This window comes from Bradyrhizobium sp. CCBAU 53340, from assembly GCF_015291645.1.
GTDB lineage: Bacteria > Pseudomonadota > Alphaproteobacteria > Rhizobiales > Xanthobacteraceae > Bradyrhizobium.
Map to the genome: position 1 here is coordinate 2,416,516 of NZ_CP030055.1, position 18,200 is coordinate 2,434,715.

Genomic DNA, 18,200 nt, shown 5'->3' on the forward strand with positions numbered 1-18,200 from the left:
GGCATACGTCGCAAATTTAGAATTGACCAAGAGTGTTAAACTTGAGAAGACAAGGGCGGACCTGACACGAAGTTAAGAAGGAAACTAGCGCCTTGCCGTCGCCTGTCTACTTCTCCGATTGAGTTTCGACTGATACCAAATCCGGCTGAGATCAAACAGTGAGTGATCGTTCGAACCTCAGTTCAGGTCTGACTTCCGTTCGCTCTTACGAAACAGGCTGGCTCGCTCCTGCAATTGTTACCGGGTGCTCTCTGTTTACGGTTCTTTGGACCGTGTCGTGGATGGACCGCGGCTTCGACTTCACGGACGAAGCCTTTTACCTCATGTGGGCACAAGAGCCATCGCGGTTCAAATTAGCCTACGGATTGTTCGGCTACGGCCTGCACCCCCTCTTCGAATTGGTCGGAGAATCGATCGTTGACTTGCGGCGACTCACAGCACTTATAGCTGCTGCGTTGGGAGCGCTGGCTTGTCTGACGATGCTTAGCTCTTTGCGAGTTCCACTTCGTAGTCCGACTACTCTCCAGATATTGAGCTCCTCGGCTGTATTCCCGTTTTCGTATTATGCATTTTGGATTCCAACTCCTTCTTATAACTGGTTCGCGCTAGTCAGCGGACTTTTCTTAGTGTCCGCAACAGCCGACCTTCTGAGACCCGAGCGCCTGACGCGATCCGCTTTTTTTGCTGGCCTTTCTGCGGTCTTGATCATGTTCTCGCGACCACAGAGTGCCTTTGCTTATGGGGCCGTCTATTTGGCTGCCGCTTTAGTTTTTGCTCCCGACGTCAGGCGCTTAATCAAGCTTCTGCTGTTCACGGCGCTCTGGACAGTAGCGCTTCTGACGATGGTCGCTTGGTGGATGCCTCTCAATACCATTTTGGCCCAAGTTAATTTGTATTTGGCGATATTTGGGGTAAGCCATCCGGTTCATTCCAGTGTACTGGTAAACCTCACAAGCTTCTTTCAGACTAGTGGTCAGTTGTTTCTATGCGCTGGATTGATCTTTGTCGTCACGTCCGTGCTGCATAGGTACGAGCGTTTGATCCCGTCGTTGGTGATCCTACAAGTCTGCGCGAGTGGCATTATCGCGCTAGATGTGTTTTTCAACCTGACGGCGAGCAACTTCGCATATCGGGTCGGCCCGATTACAGGCGCTATCGTCTATGTGGTGCTATCAATCTGCCGACTTCGACCAAGCGCGGATCAGCGATTTATCACTCTGATGGGTTGGGTTTCGCTTGTCCCTCTCGTGTCCACTTTTGGCAGCGTTGATCGCATTTCGGAGCAACTCAGCTACTCTTGCGGGATCTGGGGCATCATAACAGTGGTCGCATCTTTTAATGCGCTACCCCGATTCTTGTGCGCGGGTATTACTGGAGCGTGGCTCGCACTTACGTTCGTTGCCGTTCAGAGTGGGCTGGCCGCTCCCTATAGGCTTGCTTCACCCGTCGAGATGCAACTTAGTCCGACTCCGGTAGGAAGCAGGTCAACGCTCAAGCTGGATGAAAAAACAAGCAAATTTATAACCGATTTGAGGGATAGTGCGAAGACCAACGGGTTCTGCGACGGTGATTCGGTATTGGATCTAGGCAGTGCTTCTCCTGGGGTGATTTTCGCGATTGGGGGGCGCGCGCCCACCTTCCCATGGATCTTTGCGGGATACCCGTTCTCAGAACGATTTGGTCAGCAGATTATTGGTCAGACTGATCCCCAAATACTTGCTCGCACGTGGCTCGTTCTCAGCGAGTCACCTCGCACTTTCACGCCGGCTCAGATTCAGGCAATGGGTATCGACTTGTCGTCGTACACGCGTGTGGTCAGGCTGGACCACCCAGTTACGGGCTTTGCTGTGAGCCTATTCGCGCCGCCGCAACTTCACCGTTGCTAGGTAAGGGTTGAATTAGCGGGGGCCGCCGTCATCGTCCGAGGGTAAGCACGTCTGTCAAGCTCAAGCCGTGCATGTAGCATGTCCATAAGCTATTGAAATGTCGAGCTGACTTGGGATATGGCACTCCGCTACTTCCCTTGCGCTGACCGGCAACATGCTGGTAAACAGGCAGCCGTCAACGGGCGTGGACCTCCGATCGAGGTCATCATCCGTCAATTCACTGGAGATCCGCAGGCATGATTAGGGTTGGCCTGCTTGGCTGTGGGCGCATAGCCAAGCGTCACGCCGATTTGTTGGGCGGTGGGCACATCAACGGTGCGGTACTGGCCGCCGTTTGCGACGAAGTCCCGGAGCGTGCAAATCAATTCGCCAGCCGGTACGCGGTTCCCGGGGTTCACAACCTCGCGGATTTCCTCGGTCGGACCGACGTGGATGTCGTTTCCGTTCTGACGCCGAGCGGATTGCATGCGGTGCATGCGATCGGGGTCGCGAGGGCGGGCAAGCACATCATCGTCGAAAAGCCCATGGCCCTGCGCCTGGCGGACGCCGACGCGATGATCCAGGCTTGCGATGCCGCCGGGGTGAAGCTGTTCGTGGTGAAGCAGAACCGCTTCAACGTTCCGGTCGTGAAGGCGCGCGAGGCGCTGCTGGCCGGTAGGTTCGGCAAGTTGATCCTCGGCACCGTACGTGTGCGATGGTGCCGGGATCAGTCCTATTACGATCAGGACAAATGGCGTGGGACCTGGGCCTACGATGGCGGAGTCCTTGCCAATCAAGCCAGCCATCACGTCGATATGCTCGAATGGTTTTTCGGCGACGTCGTCAGCGTACATGCGCGAGCGGCAACGGCGCTCGTAAACATCGAGGCCGAGGACACAGTCGTCGCGACCTTGCAGTTTCGCAACGGCGCCCTCGGCGTCATCGAGGCTACGACGGCGGTGCGACCGAAAGATCTGGAAGGCTCGCTCTCGATCCTCGGCGAGAAGGGGACGGTGGAGATTGCGGGTTTCGCGGTCAACAAGATCCGGCACTGGCAATTTCGTGACGAGCTGCCTTCCGACGCCGATGTCTTCGAAAACTTTTCGGTCAATCCCCCCAATGTGTACGGGTTCGGGCATCAAGCCTATTACGAGCATGTCGTCGATTGCTTGAGCAACCAGAGCCCGGCGCTGGTCGATGGGCTCGAGGGGCGCAAGAGCCTCGAACTCATCTCGGCTCTTTACGAATCCATTGAGACCGGCAAGGAAGTCGAGCTCCACTTCAATCCAAAGCGGTGCCGGCTGGGCGAGACATCATGAACTTGCCAACCGTCAACGAGGTTGACGTCCGCGACGTGACGTTCGGAGTGCGGGTCAAGATCGTCCAGCCGTGCAACCTCTACGGTTGCGAGATCGGGGATGATTGCTTCATCGGGCCGTTCACGGAAATCCAGAAGACCGCCAGGATCGGGGCCAGAACGCGTGTGCAGTCGCACGCGTTTGTCTGCGAGCTGGTGACAATCGGCGAAGACTGCTTCATCGGTCATGGAGCCGTCTTCATCAATGACACTTTCTCGATCGGGGGGCCTGCCCGGGGCGACAAGGAGCTTTGGCGCGCGACGGTTGTCGGCAATCGTGTATCGATCGGTTCGAACGCCACGATCCTTCCCGTCCGGATTTGCGACGGCGTGGTCGTTGGAGCCGGGGCTGTCGTGACTCGCGATATCACCGAGCCCGGCTTTTACGTGGGAAACCCCGCCCGAAGGCTTGTCCGGAAATAGAACAGGCAGCTGTGACTGAGGGGACGCTATGAACGTACCGTTTGCGGATCTCAATCTTCAATATCAGACCATCAAGGACGAGATCGACAAGGCGATCGCTTCGGTCATTCGCGACAGCGCCTTTATCCGCGGGCCCTATGTCGATGCCTTCGAGCAGGAGTTTGCCGAAGCAATCGGCGTGGGCCACTGTGTTTCCTGCGCAAACGGTACCGACGCGCTCTACATCGCGATGCGCGCTCTCGGCGTCACGGCCGGAGCCGAAGTCATCACCACCGCGCATTCGTGGGTCAGCACGTCCTCCATGATCACCCATAGCGGCGCCGACGTGGTGTTCTGCGATACAGATGCACGTACCTTCACGATCGATCCGGTTGCGATCGAAAGCGCCATCACGCCGCGGACCGTGGGCATCATCCCGGTTCACCTCTACGGACAGCCCGCGGACATGGATGCCATCATGGCGATCGCCCGCAAGCACAAGCTTTGGGTTCTGGAGGACTGCGCGCAGGCCCATTTGGCGCGATATAAGGGGCAGCAGGTCGGCACTTTCGGTGACGTCGCGACGTTCTCATTCTATCCCGGCAAGAATCTCGGCGCGATGGGCGACGCCGGGGCCATCGTGACCAACGATCTCGCCCTTGCGAGCCGCATGGCCAAGATCGCGCGGCACGGCGGACTGACCAAGCATCAGCATGAGATCGAGGGAATCAACAGCCGGCTGGACGGTCTGCAGGCCGCAATCCTGTCGGCGAAGCTGCGGCACCTCGCGGACTGGACCAAGACGCGCAGGGCGGCCGCCGCGATCTATGATGCGGGTCTGAACCAGATCGAGGATCTGATCGTGCCCTATGTCGCGGCGGCGCGAGAGCACGTCTATCACCTGTATACGATCCAGCATCCCCGCCGCGATGAACTCGCCCGGTACCTGAACGCAAACGGCGTCCAGACGGCGGTCAATTATCCGACCGCCTTGCCGTTTCTTCAGAGCTACGAACGCCTGCGTTTGCGACCGGAGCAGTTCCCGAACGCCCATCGCCATCAAAGCCGCATTCTCTCGCTGCCAATGTTCGCCGAGATCACGCCTGAACAGCAGAGCGCTGTCATTGATCTGGTGGCGAAGTTTGGCCAGTCCTAAACCGTCCAATCGCCTGGGCAGATCCCTGATCGCGGCGGGATTTGGTCCCCTCGCGTCGCAGGCGTTTGCGATCGCCCTGCTGCCGGTGCTGTTTCGTCTCTACGCCCCCGCCGATTTCGGCATTTGGGCGGCTATCCAGGCGGCGGCGGTCACCGCGGGCTCGCTGCTCTCCTTTCGCTTTGACCTCGGCCTGGTCATCGAGCGCGACTCCGTGGCCGCGAGTGATCTTTTTTTTGCGATCGTGTGCGTCGTTTGCGCGGTGGCTCTGGTGCTTGGTTTCCTCCTGGTCCTCTCCATGGGCTCGCTCCGGGAGTTCGGGATCGGGCCGCTGCCTGCGGCGCTGGGGTGGGGCTGGCTTGCTCTCGTCGGGCTGGGGGTCGCATGCCAGGCCTGGTTGATGCGCGAAGGCGCATTTGCCCAGATATCGACGGGAGCCGTGCTGAATGCGATCGTCGCCAATCTCGTCCAGCTCGGCGGCGCTGTAAGCGGCGACGGGGTGTGGCTCGTGATCGGGAGCGTCGTCGGACAGGCAGCCGCGACGCTTTTCTATGCTCGCAGCGTGCGGCACTCCGCCGGGGCCCCCCTGCGGCCGGTGAATACGCGCGCAATGTTCGCCGCCCTGGCATCGAACAGGCGCTTCCTGCAGTTCTCGCTGCCTTTCACGGTGCTCTCCCTGCTGCGCGAGCGCGCGCCGATCTTCATCGCCGGCGCATTCGGGACGGCCGCACAGGTCGGCCTTTACAGCCAGGCCTGGAGATTGACGCATCTTCCGTCAGCGTTCACGAGCGCGGCCTTGAGGCCGGTGTTCTTTCATCGCGCGGCGACCGAAGGCCTTGCTGCGCAAGGCCCGGCGATCGACCGGATCATGCGCTGGCTGCTCGTTGTCAGCAGCCCGTGGATCGCTCTGCTGGTGTTCGGAGGCGACACGCTGTTCGAAATCGTGCTCGGGCCGCGATGGCAGGGTGTAGGCGGGCTTTCGGCGATCCTCGTGGTGCCTGCATCGCTTTTCATGATGACGAACTGGATGGACCGGCTTCTCGATTCGATCGGCCGCCAGGACCTCAATCTCAAGCTCGAAGCCGTCGCCGCGATCAGCTCGGTCGGCTGTCTGTGGGTCGTGCTTGCTTCCGGGCGCTCGCTGCCGGAGGCCGTGGCCCTGCAAAGTGTTGCGTTGACTCTCAGCTATCTTGCTGTCCTCTGGATTTGCTATGGTGCGGCCGGCTGGCCCACCGCGAGACTGCTGAAATCCTTTGCCGTCGCCGGCATCCTCGGCGCGGCGGTCTCTGCCGTCCTTACCGTGCTTGCGCGCTTTCTCGAACCTGTTGCGGTGATTGCGTTGGGCGTCCTGCTGGCTGGTATGATAAGTGCCTTCGCGCTATTGATGGCAAGGAGGGAATTGCGATGATTACCATCGTCGATTACGGAGTGGGAAATCCCGGCGCCCTCGTGAACATGTTGGAGTTCATCGGCTACGAGGCGAGAATCACCAATCAGCCCTCGGTCATTCTCGAAGCCAGTCACCTGTTGCTGCCGGGTGTCGGTGCGTTCGACGCCGCCATGCAGAGACTGCGCGATTCCAACCTCATTCCCGCGCTCGAAAGCGCGGCCCTTGTCCGGAAAACCCCATTGCTTGGCGTCTGCCTTGGTATGCAACTGCTCGGCCGCGGCAGCGAGGAGGGCTCCTCGGCAGGACTGGGCTGGGTTCCGGCGGTCTCGGTCCGGATGCGACCGGATTCCGCTCTCAAGCTCAAGGTGCCGTTCATGGGATGGGCCGACGTCGAGGCCGTGCCGAACGCAAAGCTGTTTGCCGGCGAGGGGCAATTCCGCTTCTACTTCACCCACAGCTATCGCATGGAATGCGACCATGCCGGCGACGTGGCGGCAACCTACCAGTTTGATCAGCCGGTCGTCTGCTCCGTGCAACACGATAATATTTACGGAGTGCAATTCCATCCCGAAAAGAGCCATCGGTTCGGCATGGCGCTGCTCCGCAATTTCGTCGAGAGAGCCGCAGGATGAGGCCCCGCGTCGTTCCGGTCCTGTTGCTCGATAGCCGCCGCCGCCTCGTTAAGACGCGCCGTTTCGGCGAGCCCGTTTATGTCGGCGATCCCTTCAATGTCATTCGCATCTTCAACGAAAAGGAGGTCGACGAGATCTGCGTGCTCGACATCAACGCCACGGTCGAACAAAGGCGGCCGGACGTAGGCTTCATCCGCGAGCTTGCGAGTGAGTGCTTCATGCCCATGAGTTACGGCGGCGGCGTCACCTCGGTCTCGGACGTGTCCCCCATCTTCGCGGCTGGCGTCGAGAAGGTTGTTCTTGGTCGCGCCGGTACGGAGACGCACGTGATCCGGTCAATTGCCGACGAATTCGGATCCCAGGCCGTGACGGTTTGTGTCGATTGCAAGCGCACGCAAGAGGGATGGCGAACCGCGATCGACCGCGGTCGCGTCGTGACAGATCTCGACCCGATCAAGCTGGCGCAGATGGCTGAAGCCGCCGGCGCGGGCGAAATCCTCCTGCAAAACATCGATCGCGATGGCGAGCGCAGCGGTTACGATCTTGCGCTCATCTCGGAGGTATCCAGGGCCGTCGAGCTCCCTCTGATGGCGGTGGGAGGTGCGGGCGAGCTCCGGCATTTGGCCGAAGGACTCGGGGCCGGCGCGTCGGCCGTGGCCTCCGGCAGCACCTTCGTATTCTATGGACGCCTGCGGGCCGTCCTCATCACGTATCCTTCTGCGGACAACATCGAGCAGATGCGGGCGAACCTGCGAGAGGGTGCTGATGCTGCAGAATAGCCGACGATATCAGGTCTGCTCGATCTGCGTGATGGACAACAACAATCCAGGCGTGACGTTCGACGAGACCGGCCAATGCATCTGCTGTCGGGATGCCACCGCGCGCAAGCCGCATGAGTGGTGGCCGACCAAGGAGGGTCGCGCCAGGCTCGAGAAGACGGTCGGGAGCATCAAGCAGGAGATGGCAGGCAAGCCCTACGATGTCATGATCGGGCTGAGCGGCGGCGTGGACAGCGCCTATCTCGCCCATTTTCTCAAGCGCGAGCTCAATCTGCGGATGCTGGCCGTTCATGTCGACGGTGGCTGGAATACGGAAGCGGCCGTCCGCAACATCGAGAAGATTGTCAGGCAACTCGACATCGATCTCTACACCTATGTGGTTGAATGGGAGGAAATGCGCGATCTGCAACTGGCCTATCTGCGCGCCTCCGTGCTCAATCAGGACACGCCGCAAGACCATGCATTCTTCTCCACCCTCTACAGGCTCGCTCACCGCTATGGTCAGCGCTACTTCATGAACGGCGTCAACTTCAGCAGCGAGAGCATCCACGTCCCTGATGGCGGGTATCCAGCCATGGACGGGCGCAACGTTCGGGCCATTCACAAGGCGCATGGAACGGCCCCCCTACGGACCTTTCCCCTCATGGGAACGCTTCAATATCTGTGGCTGGTGCGCGCCCGCGGGCAGGTTCAGATCCTCAAGCCCCTGAACTACCTTCCCTACGACAAGGAAGCCGCAAAACGCCTGCTGATGGATGAATACGGCTTTGTCGACTACGGCAGCAAGCACCAGGAGAGCCGCTTCACCAAGTTCTACCAGGAGATCTACCTGCCGAGCCGCTATTCCTTCGATAAGCGGCGGCTTCACTATTCCGCGCTGATCGTGGCCGGGCAGATGACGCGCGATGAGGCGCTGGCGCAGCTTCAGCAGCCCCTGGTCACGGAGGAGCAGGCCGCCCGCGACAAGCGTTTTGTGGCCAAGAAGCTGGGAATAACGGTAAGCGAGCTGGAACGGCTCGTCGCCCTGCCGCCGGTTCTGCACGAGAGCTTTGCGAACAACGCCTTGCTGTATCGGCTGAACCATTCTCTCAAAAAGCTATGGGCAGGGAGGCGATGATGGTCATTGCGAGCTATGCGGTTGTGATGCTGGCGATGATCGGCGCGGCGGCCTACCTGATCTTCCGGTGCGACAGGTTCGTCTCCGCATCGACGATGCTGATCAGCTTCCTGCTCCTGGTGTATGGGCCGGCCTACCTGCTTTACATGCTGTGGCGCATTCCGATCTCGGCGGTGGACAAGCAGATCTCGCAATCCGTGCATTTTCCGGAAATCACCGTCGCCTTGAATCTCTCGATCGCTTTGATGTTTGTCGCGGTGATTGCCGGGATCGAGCTGGTCACTCGGCTCATGCCGGCTGCGGTCAATAGCACGCGCGAGGGACTGAAGAACTGGAGCCATCAACCCTTGGCCAGGGCTCCTTCGGGAGAAATGTGGCTCCTTGCCATCGCTTTCTTGATGGCCGCTTTCATGCTCTGGGTCTCATACCGGGAGCATCACCTGCAGATCCTGCTCGGCTACCTCTCGGTGCCGGGCGACGAGTTTGCCAAGATCGTCTATCGCCAGCAGAACGGCGGAAGCCGGGTCTACCTGTTCAATCTGCTGACAGGTACTATCGCGCCGATGATCATCGTGTGGGCCGGGTTGGTCGCCTGGGGTCGGCGCTCATGGATACTGGGCGCTGTCACCGCGCTGCTTCTGGCCGCGACAATCCTCGGCAAGCTCCAGACGCTCAACAAGGCGCCGATCGTGCTGTTCATCCTGCAATTGCTGTTGGTCGGTTATCTTCTGTTTCGCAACAATCTCGATTGGCGCGTATGCCTTCTGGGCGTCGCCGCTGCCTTCCTGATTTTCATCCCGATCTTCATGATCGCGATTCCCGGCATGCAGCCGAGCGATGCGTTCGAGTTCTTCTACTACCGCGCTTTCGATTTCTCGAACGCCGCTTTGATGGAGTACTGGGGCGCGATTCCGTGGCGGCTGGATCACATGTGGGGGGGCAATTTGCGCGTGCTCTCGGCAATTGTCGGCTGGAAATGGCAGCCGTCCTACGACTTGGTCTCGGACACCTGGCGGTCGACCGGCGCGGGCACGCACACCACCGCGATGTTCATCGCGGATGCATGGACCGATTTTTCGTATTACGGCGTGGGCGTCTACGCTCTCCTTGTTGGTGTGCTTTGCAGGTGGATCGACTTGACCTTCTTGAAAGGAAAGACTGCGCTTGCGATCGCCATCCTTGCGGCTTCATTTCTGGGCATCTACAATCTGATGATCTCCGCCCTTCCCACGTCCCTGGTCACTGGTGGGATGGGCCTGCCGGTCCTGGTGGCCGTGATCCGCGCCGCCAGCCTGCATTGGACGCGGCCGCGCCGAGACGGAGACACGAGCCGGCAAGCGGCGCTACGGTGAGGCCGGATGGGGCCGCAGACCGGCTGCTTGTCAGCGTCGTGAGATGCCACTAACCCTCATGCCGTCAAATCGGTTCGCAAGGGATGCGCGTGGATTTGTGAGATTGCGGAACACTGAATGCGCTTGTTTCAGAACAGCGGGCTTTACCCATCCTATGTCGCCCGCCTCGATCAGCTGGCGCGGGGAAAGGACGAGTTCGCAGCCCGCCGCAGCGTTTTCCTCGCCGACCGGTTCGGCGCGCTGCACTTTCTCGAACCGGTCCTGACCGGCGATCCCGACGCGTTCTTCACCAACGGCGACGATGAAGTGTTGCAGCGGCAATGGGCGCGTCAGAGCGGCCTGCCCGCGAACACGAGCCTGGAGGACATCCTGCTCGCGCAGATCGAGCATCATCGAGCAGACGTCTTCTACAATATGGATCCCGTGCGCTATCCCAGCGCGTTCGTTCGCAGGCTTCCCGGCTCCGTCAAGAAGACGCTGTGCTGGAGAGCCGCTCCGTCGGGCGGTGCCGATTTTAGTGCCTACGGGGCCGTACTTGGGAACTTTCCGTCCATTCTGGAATCCTGGCGCAAGGCCGGTTGTCGCGCTGAACTGTTCTTTCCCGCGGTCGACCCGGTGATGACCGAGTACGGTCATGGAGACCGGCAGATCGACGTGCTGTTCGTCGGCGGGTACTCTCGTCACCACCGGGCGCGAGCCAGGGTCCTGGAGGAAGTCGCGAAGCTGGCGGGCAAGGTTCGTGTCGTCTTCCGGCTGGATTCGTCCCGGTTGACACGACTTGCCGAAAGCACGATTGGGACGTGGCTACCGCTCGGCAAGCACCGGCGGCCGAGGACGATCGCGCAGATTGCACATGGCCCTGCGTTCGGCCGCGAGCTCTACGAGCTGTTGGGGTCAGCCAAGATCGCGCTCAATGGCGCCATCGACATGGCAGGCCGAGACAGGGGAAATATGCGTTGCTTCGAGGCGATGGGATGTGGTGCGTTGTTGCTTTCGGACAGCGGGAACTATCCCGAGGGGATGGATCCGAATAAAAGCATTCTGACCTATACAAGTCCCGGAGCGTGCGTCGAGGCGATCGAAAGCGCTCTCTCCGACTGGGAGCGCATGAAGTCGGTGGCAGACCGGGGACGCCGGGAAGTCGAAGACCGTTACAGCAAGAAGCGCCAGTGGTTGCTCTTCAACGACCTGGTGGAATCGATTTGAGGACGATGCATGCACGTCGATGGACTGATCTTCAGGACGAAGGAGGTGCTGGACGCTTGCGCCGTCCCGCTCTATCTGCTCCGTGGCCGGCCGCCGTGGTCAGCCGGGTATTATACGACGAAGAAGCGAGTCGTCACCGACGCGATCGATGGCAAGGCGGTTCAGGTGGGGCGGCCCCTTCCTGATGGTTTCGGGGTCGGCGTCGACGAACGGGCCGTCGAATTCCCGTGGGTGTTCGATCGTTTGAGCCGCATAAGCTCGCTCGGGAGGATGCTCGATGCAGGTTCTACGTTGAACCACGACTATGTCCTGGATCGCGCGCCGGTGCGGGACGCCAAACTGACGCTGATGACGTTGGCGCCGGAGAAGAAATGCTATTGGTATCGGGGCTACTCCTACGTGTTCGGCGACTTTCGCGGCACCGACTTCAGGGACGGCGCTTTCGACACCATCGTGAGCATATCGACGCTGGAGCATGTCGGGCTCGACAATACGTTGCTCTACACCAGTGACCGGGCCAAGGCAGAGACCGACAAATACGGCTTCAGGGATGCAATTCGCGAGTTCAAGCGGATCCTCGCGCCGAACGGCCAGTGCCTGATCACCGTGCCCTTCGGCAAGTACGAAAACTTCGGCTGGTTTCATCTGTTCGACAGGCAGATGCTGGATATCCTGATCCAGGAGTTCGCGCCTTCGGCCTGTGAGCTTGAATTCTTTCGATACAAAAGATCCGGATGGCAGCGGGCTTCGGAGCAAGAGGTCGTTGATGCTTCCGCGTTCGACCCGCATAGCGGGCGTGGTCGGCTGGATGATCTGGCCGGATGCGCGCGCGCCATCGTCTGCATTCAATTGACCAAATGAACATAGATTACCGATTGCAGCAGTTGCTTGGGCGGGCGACATGTCGGCTCGGAAAAGGCGCGCGATTGATGCGAACCGCGAAGATTCGCAACATTCGCGGGAACTCCGATTGCATTACGATCGGGGCCAACAGCATCGTGCGGGGAGAGCTTTTGACCTTTGCTCACGGCGGGCGCATCGAAGTCGGATCCTGGTGTTACATCGGGGAGAATTCCCGGATCTGGTCGGCGTTGCGAATTCGTCTCGGCGACCGCGCTCTCGTCGCTCACAATGTGAACATCTTCGATAATCTTACTCATCCGCTTGATGCTGGACAGCGCCACAGGCAAATCAAGCAGATCTTCACGAAGGGACATCCCGCCGAGCTCGATTTGGACGAACGCGCAGTCGAAATCGGTGAAGATGCCTGGATCGGTGCCGGAGCATTTGTGATGCGAGGCGTCACCATTGGGTCGGGTGCGATCGTCGCCGCCGGCTCGGTTGTGACGAGAGACGTCCCCGACCACGCGGTCGTGGCCGGCAATCCGGCAACGCTCGTAAAGACGATCGAAGCAGATCGCGACCAGGCCAAGAGAAGCTGATCCATTATCGGCGAGAGCTCGCTCAGCCCCATCTTCCGCATCGGAAGCGTCACAATGCGCGCGGCCGGAGTCTGCAGCGTACCGTGACAGCGGTGCTTAAGGGTTGATTCATATCGGCTATTTCGACTATAGACCCGTCTGCCGGGTGTTTCGCCGAGCGGCCCCGCGGAAAGGACAATGAGATGATCAGATTCGGCCTGCTGGGCTGCGGGCGCATCGCCAAGCGTCATTCCGATCTGCTGGGTGGTAACCACATCGCAGGGGCTCAGCTCGTTGCTGTATGCGACTCCGAGCAAGCGCGGGCGGATGCGCTCGCCTCCAAGTTCGAGGTTCCCGCCCATTACGACCTCGACGACATGCTCGCCCGCAAGGACATCGACGTCGTCGCGGTGCTGACCCCGAGCGGCCTTCACCCGCCGCATGCGATCGCCTGCGCGCGGGCGGGTAAGCACGTGGTGGTCGAGAAGCCGATGGCGCTGCGGTTGCAGGACGCCGACGACATGATCCGCGCCTGCGACGAGGCGGGCGTGAAGCTTTTCGTGGTCAAGCAGAACCGTTTCAACGTTCCAATCGTCAAGGCGCGCGAGGCGCTCGAGGCGAACCGGTTCGGCAAGCTCGTGCTCGGCACGGTCCGCGTGCGCTGGTGCCGGGATCAGGCCTATTACGATCAGGATCCCTGGCGCGGCACCTGGGCGTATGACGGCGGTGTGCTCACGAATCAGGCTAGCCATCACGTCGACATGCTGGAATGGTTTTTCGGCGACGTTGTCAGTGTTCATGCGCGCAGCACCACCGCGCTGGTCAAGATCGAGACCGAGGATACCGCGGTCGCGACGTTGAAGTTCCGAAACGGCGCGCTTGGTATCATCGAGGCGACGACGGCTGTCCGTCCCTCCGATCTCGAAGGCTCGCTGTCGATCCTCGGCGAAAAAGGCACGGTGGAAGTCGGCGGCTTCGCCATGAACCAGATCCGGCACTGGCGCTTCGTCGATGAGCTGCCGTCGGACAAGGAAGTTGTTGAGAAGTTCTCGGTCAACCCGCCGAACGTCTACGGCTTCGGCCACCAAGCCTACTATCAGCATGTCGTCGAGTGCCTGTCTGATCGGGGCGCCGCGCTGGTCGACGGGCTCCAGGGACGCAAGAGCCTCGAACTGATCTCGGCGCTCTACGAATCCATCGAGACGGGGCAGGAGGTCTTCCTCCGCTTCGTGCCGCGGCGCGGTCGTCTCGGCATCGCCTCGTGATCATCCCGCGGTCTCGCAGCTTCGCTTGCACTAAAGGTTGAGAGAAGCCCGATGCCGCCATGCAGCAGCAGCGGAGAGGCCGCTTCCACCTTTGCCAGGGCGGGCAGAGCTGGCTTGAACGCGCTTTCCTTCCTCCGGATGTTGGTTATGTTTCGCTACGTTTCGATGAGTGCGGCAGGCTGTGGGCGTTGGGCGCTACCATGACAATCTGGATCACCGGTGCGAACGGATTTATCGGCAGGTATTTGACGCGCGAGCTTGCCCAGCGGGGATCCGCCGTACATGGCCTCGGGCACGGGGCGCTCGATGAACCTGAGAGGCGCCGGCTCGGGATGGGCCGTTGGCTCAACGGCGAGGTCGATTCCACCAATCTGGGCGCATTGGCTGTACACACGGGGCTACCGACCGTCTTATTCCATCTTGCGGGCGGATCGTCCGTTGGCGCGTCCATCGCGCAGCCCTACGAGGATTTTTCGCGGACGGTGGCAACTTCGGCCCGGCTGCTGGAGTGGCTGCGGACCAGCGCACCTAAATGTCGCCTCGTCGTTGTGTCCAGCGCCGCCGTGTACGGCGCCGGCAATGCGGAGCGCATGAGCGAAAGCGCCGCGACCAACCCGGTGTCTCCCTATGGGCAGCACAAGCTCATGATCGAGCAGCTCTGTCGCAGCTACGCGGCCACCTTCGGCTTGCAGAGCACGATCGTGAGGTTGTTCTCGGTCTATGGCGCCAATCTGCGTAAGCAGTTGCTATGGGACCTCTGCACGCGCCTGAGCGAAGGCGCTGGGGTGTTGAAGCTCGGAGGAACCGGACAAGAGCAGCGGGATTGGACTGACGTGCGCGATGTCGCGCGGCTGTTGGCGAGCATCGGCGACAAGCGGCAGGATCAACCGGTTGGTATCATCAACGGAGGTTCCGGCGTGGCCACATCGGTTGCCGATATTGCCAGATCCATCGTCGGCAGTTGGGGGGGGGGAATTCCCATCGAGTTCTCAGGTGTGACGCGCCCAGGCGACCCCTTCAGCCTCGTTGCCGATCCCCGTCTGCTGAATGCATTGTCCTTTGAGTGGCAAATCCCCGTTGGGGCTGGGATCGCCGACTACGTTGCCTGGTTCAAGGAGCAGCTTCGTTGACTCCGCCGCTCCGTGTCAGTTTTATCTTCATACCCCGTCGCCTGCATGCTGGAGGATTCAACTACCTTCGCAACCTGTTCGTCGCGCTGCACAGATATCGTCCCGGCGAGCTGGAGGCTGTCGTGTTTGCGGGCCTATCGGACGACGACAACGATCTGGCGAGCTTTGCGCGGATTCCCGGTGTTGAAGTCGTCAAGCGCAGGGCATTCGAGCGCGACCATTCCGGCTTGACGAGCGCACTCGTTGCCGGGATCGACTACGCCGCAGCGGCCGCATTTGATGAAGCGCGTGTCGATGTCGTATTTGAACATGCGCGCTTCTTCGGTTGGCGGCTTCCGCTGCCCATTGTCGCGTGGTTTCCCGACCTGCAGCACAGGAGCCTTCCTCACCTTTTTTCGAAAGCAGCCTGGTGGCGCCGCGAGATCGGTTTCCGCGCGCAGCTTGCGTCGGGGCGTTCGATCATCCTGAGCAGCGAAAGCGCCCTCAACGACTGCAAGCGCTATTATCCCCGTGCACGAAATCAAATGTCCGTCGTTAAGTTCGCCAGTCGCCCGACCGACGACCTTCTGGCGGCGAACCCGAGCGAGGTCATCCGTCTTTACGAATTGCCCGAGCAATATTTTTATCTGCCCAACCAATTCTGGCGCCACAAGAATCACCAATTGGTTCTCGATGCGCTCACGATCCTGGCCGGCCGCGGGATCAAGCCCGTCGTGGCGGTTTCAGGCGGGCCCGACGAACCACCGGCGTACTTCGACAGCATCATGCAGCAGGTTGAGAAGCGCGGCCTGCAGGAAAACTTCCGCTATCTCGGGATGATCCCGCTCGCGCATGTTTATGCGCTGCTCCGGTCGTGCCGGGCCTTGATCAACCCCTCGCGCTTCGAAGGCTGGAGCACGACGGTGGAGGAGGCGAAATCGTTCGAAGTGCCGATGATCATCTCCAATCTGGATGTCCATCTCGAGCAGACCAACGGCACCGAAAGCTACTTCGACGTCGACGACGCGGGCGCTCTTGCCGCGCATCTTGCCGAGGCTGTTGCGAAGGCCGGGCCTTTGTTGCCGAGGGACTTAGGACCATCGGTGGAAGGGCGGGTCGCAAAGTTTGCCGCCGATTTTACCGATGCCATCAAGCGCGCTGCGGCGCGCGGGTCGCCGCGCCCGGGCCAAATGCCTGCCGGTCGGTAGGGCGGTCGTCTCCAGGCGGCGCGCTGACCGCGATGTGTCATTCGGCCTGCAAAATTTTGGACGCCGATTGACACCGCGATGCCCATCACGGACATTCAGTTCGGGTTCGTTTCCTCTTCCGCGCACAGGTGCCGCACGATGTCGCGGTAGCGCAGTGTGGAGGCCTGCTCGGTGTATTTCAGGGCCGCGATCGCCGCCCGCCGGCCTCGTTCAAGCGTCGCAGTGCGATCGGCAGCAGCCTCGGATATCGCCTGCGCAAATGCGGCAGCGTCTTCCGCCGGAACAACCCAGCCGATGTTTTCCTCCGCGACCGCAAGTCCGGCCTCCGAGCCCGGCTCCGTTCCGACGATGACTGCGCGCCCGACCGCGAGGAAATTGTAGAGTCGGCTTGGAATCGAAACACCTGCAACATTGCGCCGGTAGGGAATGACCCAGGCGTCGGCTGCCGTCAGAAACTCTGCGAGCTGTTCCTCGGGTACGGGATCGAGCAGGGTGACGTTCTCGAGGTTCTCCGAAGCCTGCAAGGTCTTCAGCTCGGTCCAGCCGACGCCCCAGCCGGAGAGTACGAAGTGTATCCCTTTCTGTTTCCGCAGCAGCCGCGCGGCCTCGAAAATAGTGCGGGGCGCGTGCGTGAAGCCGAGATTGCCGCACAGGCCGACTAGGAATTTCGATGAGGAAAGGGACCTGAGGCGATTTTCTTCATCGGGCGGGCGAAAGCCGATCGGCAGCAACGTCCAGTTCGGCACGAAATGGATCACGTCCGCCCGCACGCGCGGGTAGCGCAGCAGCAGCGGGGCCACGTCACGACCGATGACGAAGATCGCGTTGAGGGATTTGAACAGCCAGCCGTTGGCGAGGCGCAGGGCACGCGCGACCACGGAGGTCTGCCGTGTGAGGCCAGCAGCGATCAGCGCTTCCGGATAAAGATCGAAGATGAGGAGCACTGTCTTGGCGCCCCGCAGCCGTGCGGCAAGCGTGATCGCGTAGGGCAGCGTGAAGGGGCTTGTTACCGACATGACGACGTCGCCGGAACGTGCCCATCTGTAGACGGCCCAGAACAACCGGATCGCCAGCATTGTGCTTGCGATGAGACGTTTTGCGAGCGCGTGTTTGGGCGGCCTCCAGTTCGCGATCTCGATGACTTCGACGGTACTCTGGCCGATCGCCTTCAGTTTGTCAGAACCCGGTGTTCCCGACAGGACGATCGTCGTCATGTCCTGCGCGATCGCCCTCGCGATCGCGCCGAGATAAGTCGCCGTCGTACTCGAGTCCGGCGGATAGTACTCCGTCGCGAGAATGAATTTGGGAGCTTTCGCCACGTGTTTATCCGCGCGCCAAAAGCGGCAGGATGAACTCTCGCAGGTTTCCGCCCGGAAAGACATGGCCCCGCAGGCCCGCGGCGTGCGCGGCCTCGATGTCCGATGGCTTGTCGCCGATCACGAAGCTCCTGCGCGGGTCGACCGGGAACCTGTTCAAAAGGTCGGTGATCATGCCAGGCTGCGGTTTGCGACGGTCGCTGACGCGCCGGTACCGTTCGATACGTGCCTCAGGATGAAATGGGCAATATTCGAAAGCATCGATGCGCGCACCGCGGGCCTCCAACTCCCGCGCCATCCAATTGTGCAGCCGGTGGATGTCGCTCTCCTCGTACAAGCCTCTGGCCACGCCCGACTGGTTGGTTATCACGAACGTGAGATAGCCGGCATCGTTAGCCGCCTTGACGGCCTCGATCGCGCCGTCCACCCAGACGAATTTGTCGATCTCGAACAGGTAATCGGTATCAATATTCAGAACGCCGTCGCGATCAAAGAAAACGGCCGGGCGCCGCGCTTGGTCGATCGCTATACTCTCTCTGTCGTTAGACATTTCGGCTCAAGGTAATGGTCTCTGCGGGGGCGCGAAAACGCCGACGCGGTCCAATCGACTGTGCGTTCAGTATCACGA

The 18,200-nt window shown here is 60.7% G+C and carries 17 protein-coding genes; 15 read left to right on the top strand and 2 right to left on the bottom strand.

The window, feature by feature from the left end; all coding sequences use genetic code 11:
• Nucleotides 1–158: 158 nt before the first annotated feature.
• The 15 genes from XH89_RS11350 (at nucleotide 159) to XH89_RS11420 (ending at nucleotide 16,256) form a co-directional block, all read left to right on the top strand.
• Nucleotides 159–1,886: a hypothetical protein gene (locus XH89_RS11350; protein WP_194467141.1), complete on the top strand. Its 1,728-nt coding sequence runs from the start codon at nucleotides 159–161 to the stop codon at nucleotides 1,884–1,886.
• Nucleotides 1,887–2,122: 236 nt separating this feature from the next.
• Complete coding sequence (locus XH89_RS11355) at nucleotides 2,123–3,184, top strand: Gfo/Idh/MocA family protein (RefSeq protein ID WP_194467142.1); 1,062 nt, start codon at nucleotides 2,123–2,125, stop codon at nucleotides 3,182–3,184.
• Complete coding sequence (locus XH89_RS11360) at nucleotides 3,181–3,645, top strand: acyltransferase (RefSeq protein ID WP_194467143.1); 465 nt, start codon at nucleotides 3,181–3,183, stop codon at nucleotides 3,643–3,645. Before XH89_RS11355 ends, XH89_RS11360 begins: the two co-directional genes overlap by 4 nt.
• A 28-nt stretch (nucleotides 3,646–3,673) precedes the next feature.
• Nucleotides 3,674–4,780 (top strand): DegT/DnrJ/EryC1/StrS aminotransferase family protein, encoded by a 1,107-nt coding sequence (locus tag XH89_RS11365; protein ID WP_194467144.1) that lies wholly within the window; start codon nucleotides 3,674–3,676, stop codon nucleotides 4,778–4,780.
• Nucleotides 4,767–6,185 (top strand): oligosaccharide flippase family protein, encoded by a 1,419-nt coding sequence (locus XH89_RS11370; protein ID WP_194467145.1) that lies wholly within the window; start codon nucleotides 4,767–4,769, stop codon nucleotides 6,183–6,185. The genes XH89_RS11365 and XH89_RS11370 overlap by 14 nt, the downstream gene beginning before the upstream one ends.
• Nucleotides 6,182–6,799 carry an imidazole glycerol phosphate synthase subunit HisH gene (gene hisH, locus XH89_RS11375; RefSeq protein WP_194467146.1) on the top strand — a complete coding sequence of 206 codons (618 nt, stop codon included), beginning with the start codon at nucleotides 6,182–6,184 and terminating at the stop codon, nucleotides 6,797–6,799. The genes XH89_RS11370 and hisH overlap by 4 nt, the downstream gene beginning before the upstream one ends.
• A 23-nt stretch (nucleotides 6,800–6,822) precedes the next feature.
• Nucleotides 6,823–7,578 (top strand): HisA/HisF-related TIM barrel protein, encoded by a 756-nt coding sequence (locus tag XH89_RS11380; protein ID WP_246767801.1) that lies wholly within the window; start codon nucleotides 6,823–6,825, stop codon nucleotides 7,576–7,578.
• Nucleotides 7,565–8,695: an N-acetyl sugar amidotransferase gene (locus XH89_RS11385; RefSeq protein WP_194467148.1), complete on the top strand. Its 1,131-nt coding sequence runs from the start codon at nucleotides 7,565–7,567 to the stop codon at nucleotides 8,693–8,695. The genes XH89_RS11380 and XH89_RS11385 overlap by 14 nt, the downstream gene beginning before the upstream one ends.
• Entirely contained in the window at nucleotides 8,695–10,047 is a 1,353-nt protein-coding gene (locus XH89_RS11390) for a hypothetical protein (protein WP_194467149.1), read from the top strand. Before XH89_RS11385 ends, XH89_RS11390 begins: the two co-directional genes overlap by 1 nt.
• Before the next feature lie 117 nt (nucleotides 10,048–10,164).
• Nucleotides 10,165–11,253, top strand: coding sequence for a glycosyltransferase (locus XH89_RS11395; protein WP_194467150.1), 1,089 nt, complete (start codon nucleotides 10,165–10,167; stop codon nucleotides 11,251–11,253).
• Nucleotides 11,254–11,262: 9 nt separating this feature from the next.
• On the top strand, nucleotides 11,263–12,114 hold the full coding sequence (locus tag XH89_RS11400) for a methyltransferase domain-containing protein (RefSeq protein WP_194467151.1): 852 nt from the start codon (nucleotides 11,263–11,265) through the stop codon (nucleotides 12,112–12,114).
• Nucleotides 12,111–12,695: a DapH/DapD/GlmU-related protein gene (locus tag XH89_RS11405; RefSeq protein WP_194467152.1), complete on the top strand. Its 585-nt coding sequence runs from the start codon at nucleotides 12,111–12,113 to the stop codon at nucleotides 12,693–12,695. Before XH89_RS11400 ends, XH89_RS11405 begins: the two co-directional genes overlap by 4 nt.
• A 182-nt stretch (nucleotides 12,696–12,877) precedes the next feature.
• Complete coding sequence (locus tag XH89_RS11410) at nucleotides 12,878–13,939, top strand: Gfo/Idh/MocA family protein (protein ID WP_194467153.1); 1,062 nt, start codon at nucleotides 12,878–12,880, stop codon at nucleotides 13,937–13,939.
• A 200-nt stretch (nucleotides 13,940–14,139) separates the two neighbouring features.
• Nucleotides 14,140–15,069: an NAD(P)-dependent oxidoreductase gene (locus tag XH89_RS11415; RefSeq protein WP_194467154.1), complete on the top strand. Its 930-nt coding sequence runs from the start codon at nucleotides 14,140–14,142 to the stop codon at nucleotides 15,067–15,069.
• The gene (locus XH89_RS11420; RefSeq protein ID WP_194467155.1) at nucleotides 15,066–16,256 is read left to right on the top strand and encodes a glycosyltransferase family 1 protein; all 1,191 of its coding nucleotides are present in this window, start codon (nucleotides 15,066–15,068) and stop codon (nucleotides 16,254–16,256) included. The genes XH89_RS11415 and XH89_RS11420 overlap by 4 nt, the downstream gene beginning before the upstream one ends.
• 95 nt (nucleotides 16,257–16,351) lie before the next feature.
• On the opposite strand, the gene XH89_RS11425 is transcribed toward XH89_RS11420, so the two are convergent.
• Nucleotides 16,352–17,575, bottom strand: coding sequence for a glycosyltransferase family 4 protein (locus XH89_RS11425; RefSeq protein ID WP_194467156.1), 1,224 nt, complete (start codon nucleotides 17,573–17,575; stop codon nucleotides 16,352–16,354).
• A 4-nt stretch (nucleotides 17,576–17,579) separates the two neighbouring features.
• Nucleotides 17,580–18,122: an HAD-IIIA family hydrolase gene (locus XH89_RS11430; protein ID WP_194467157.1), complete on the bottom strand. Its 543-nt coding sequence runs from the start codon at nucleotides 18,120–18,122 to the stop codon at nucleotides 17,580–17,582.
• Nucleotides 18,123–18,200 lie beyond the last annotated feature (78 nt).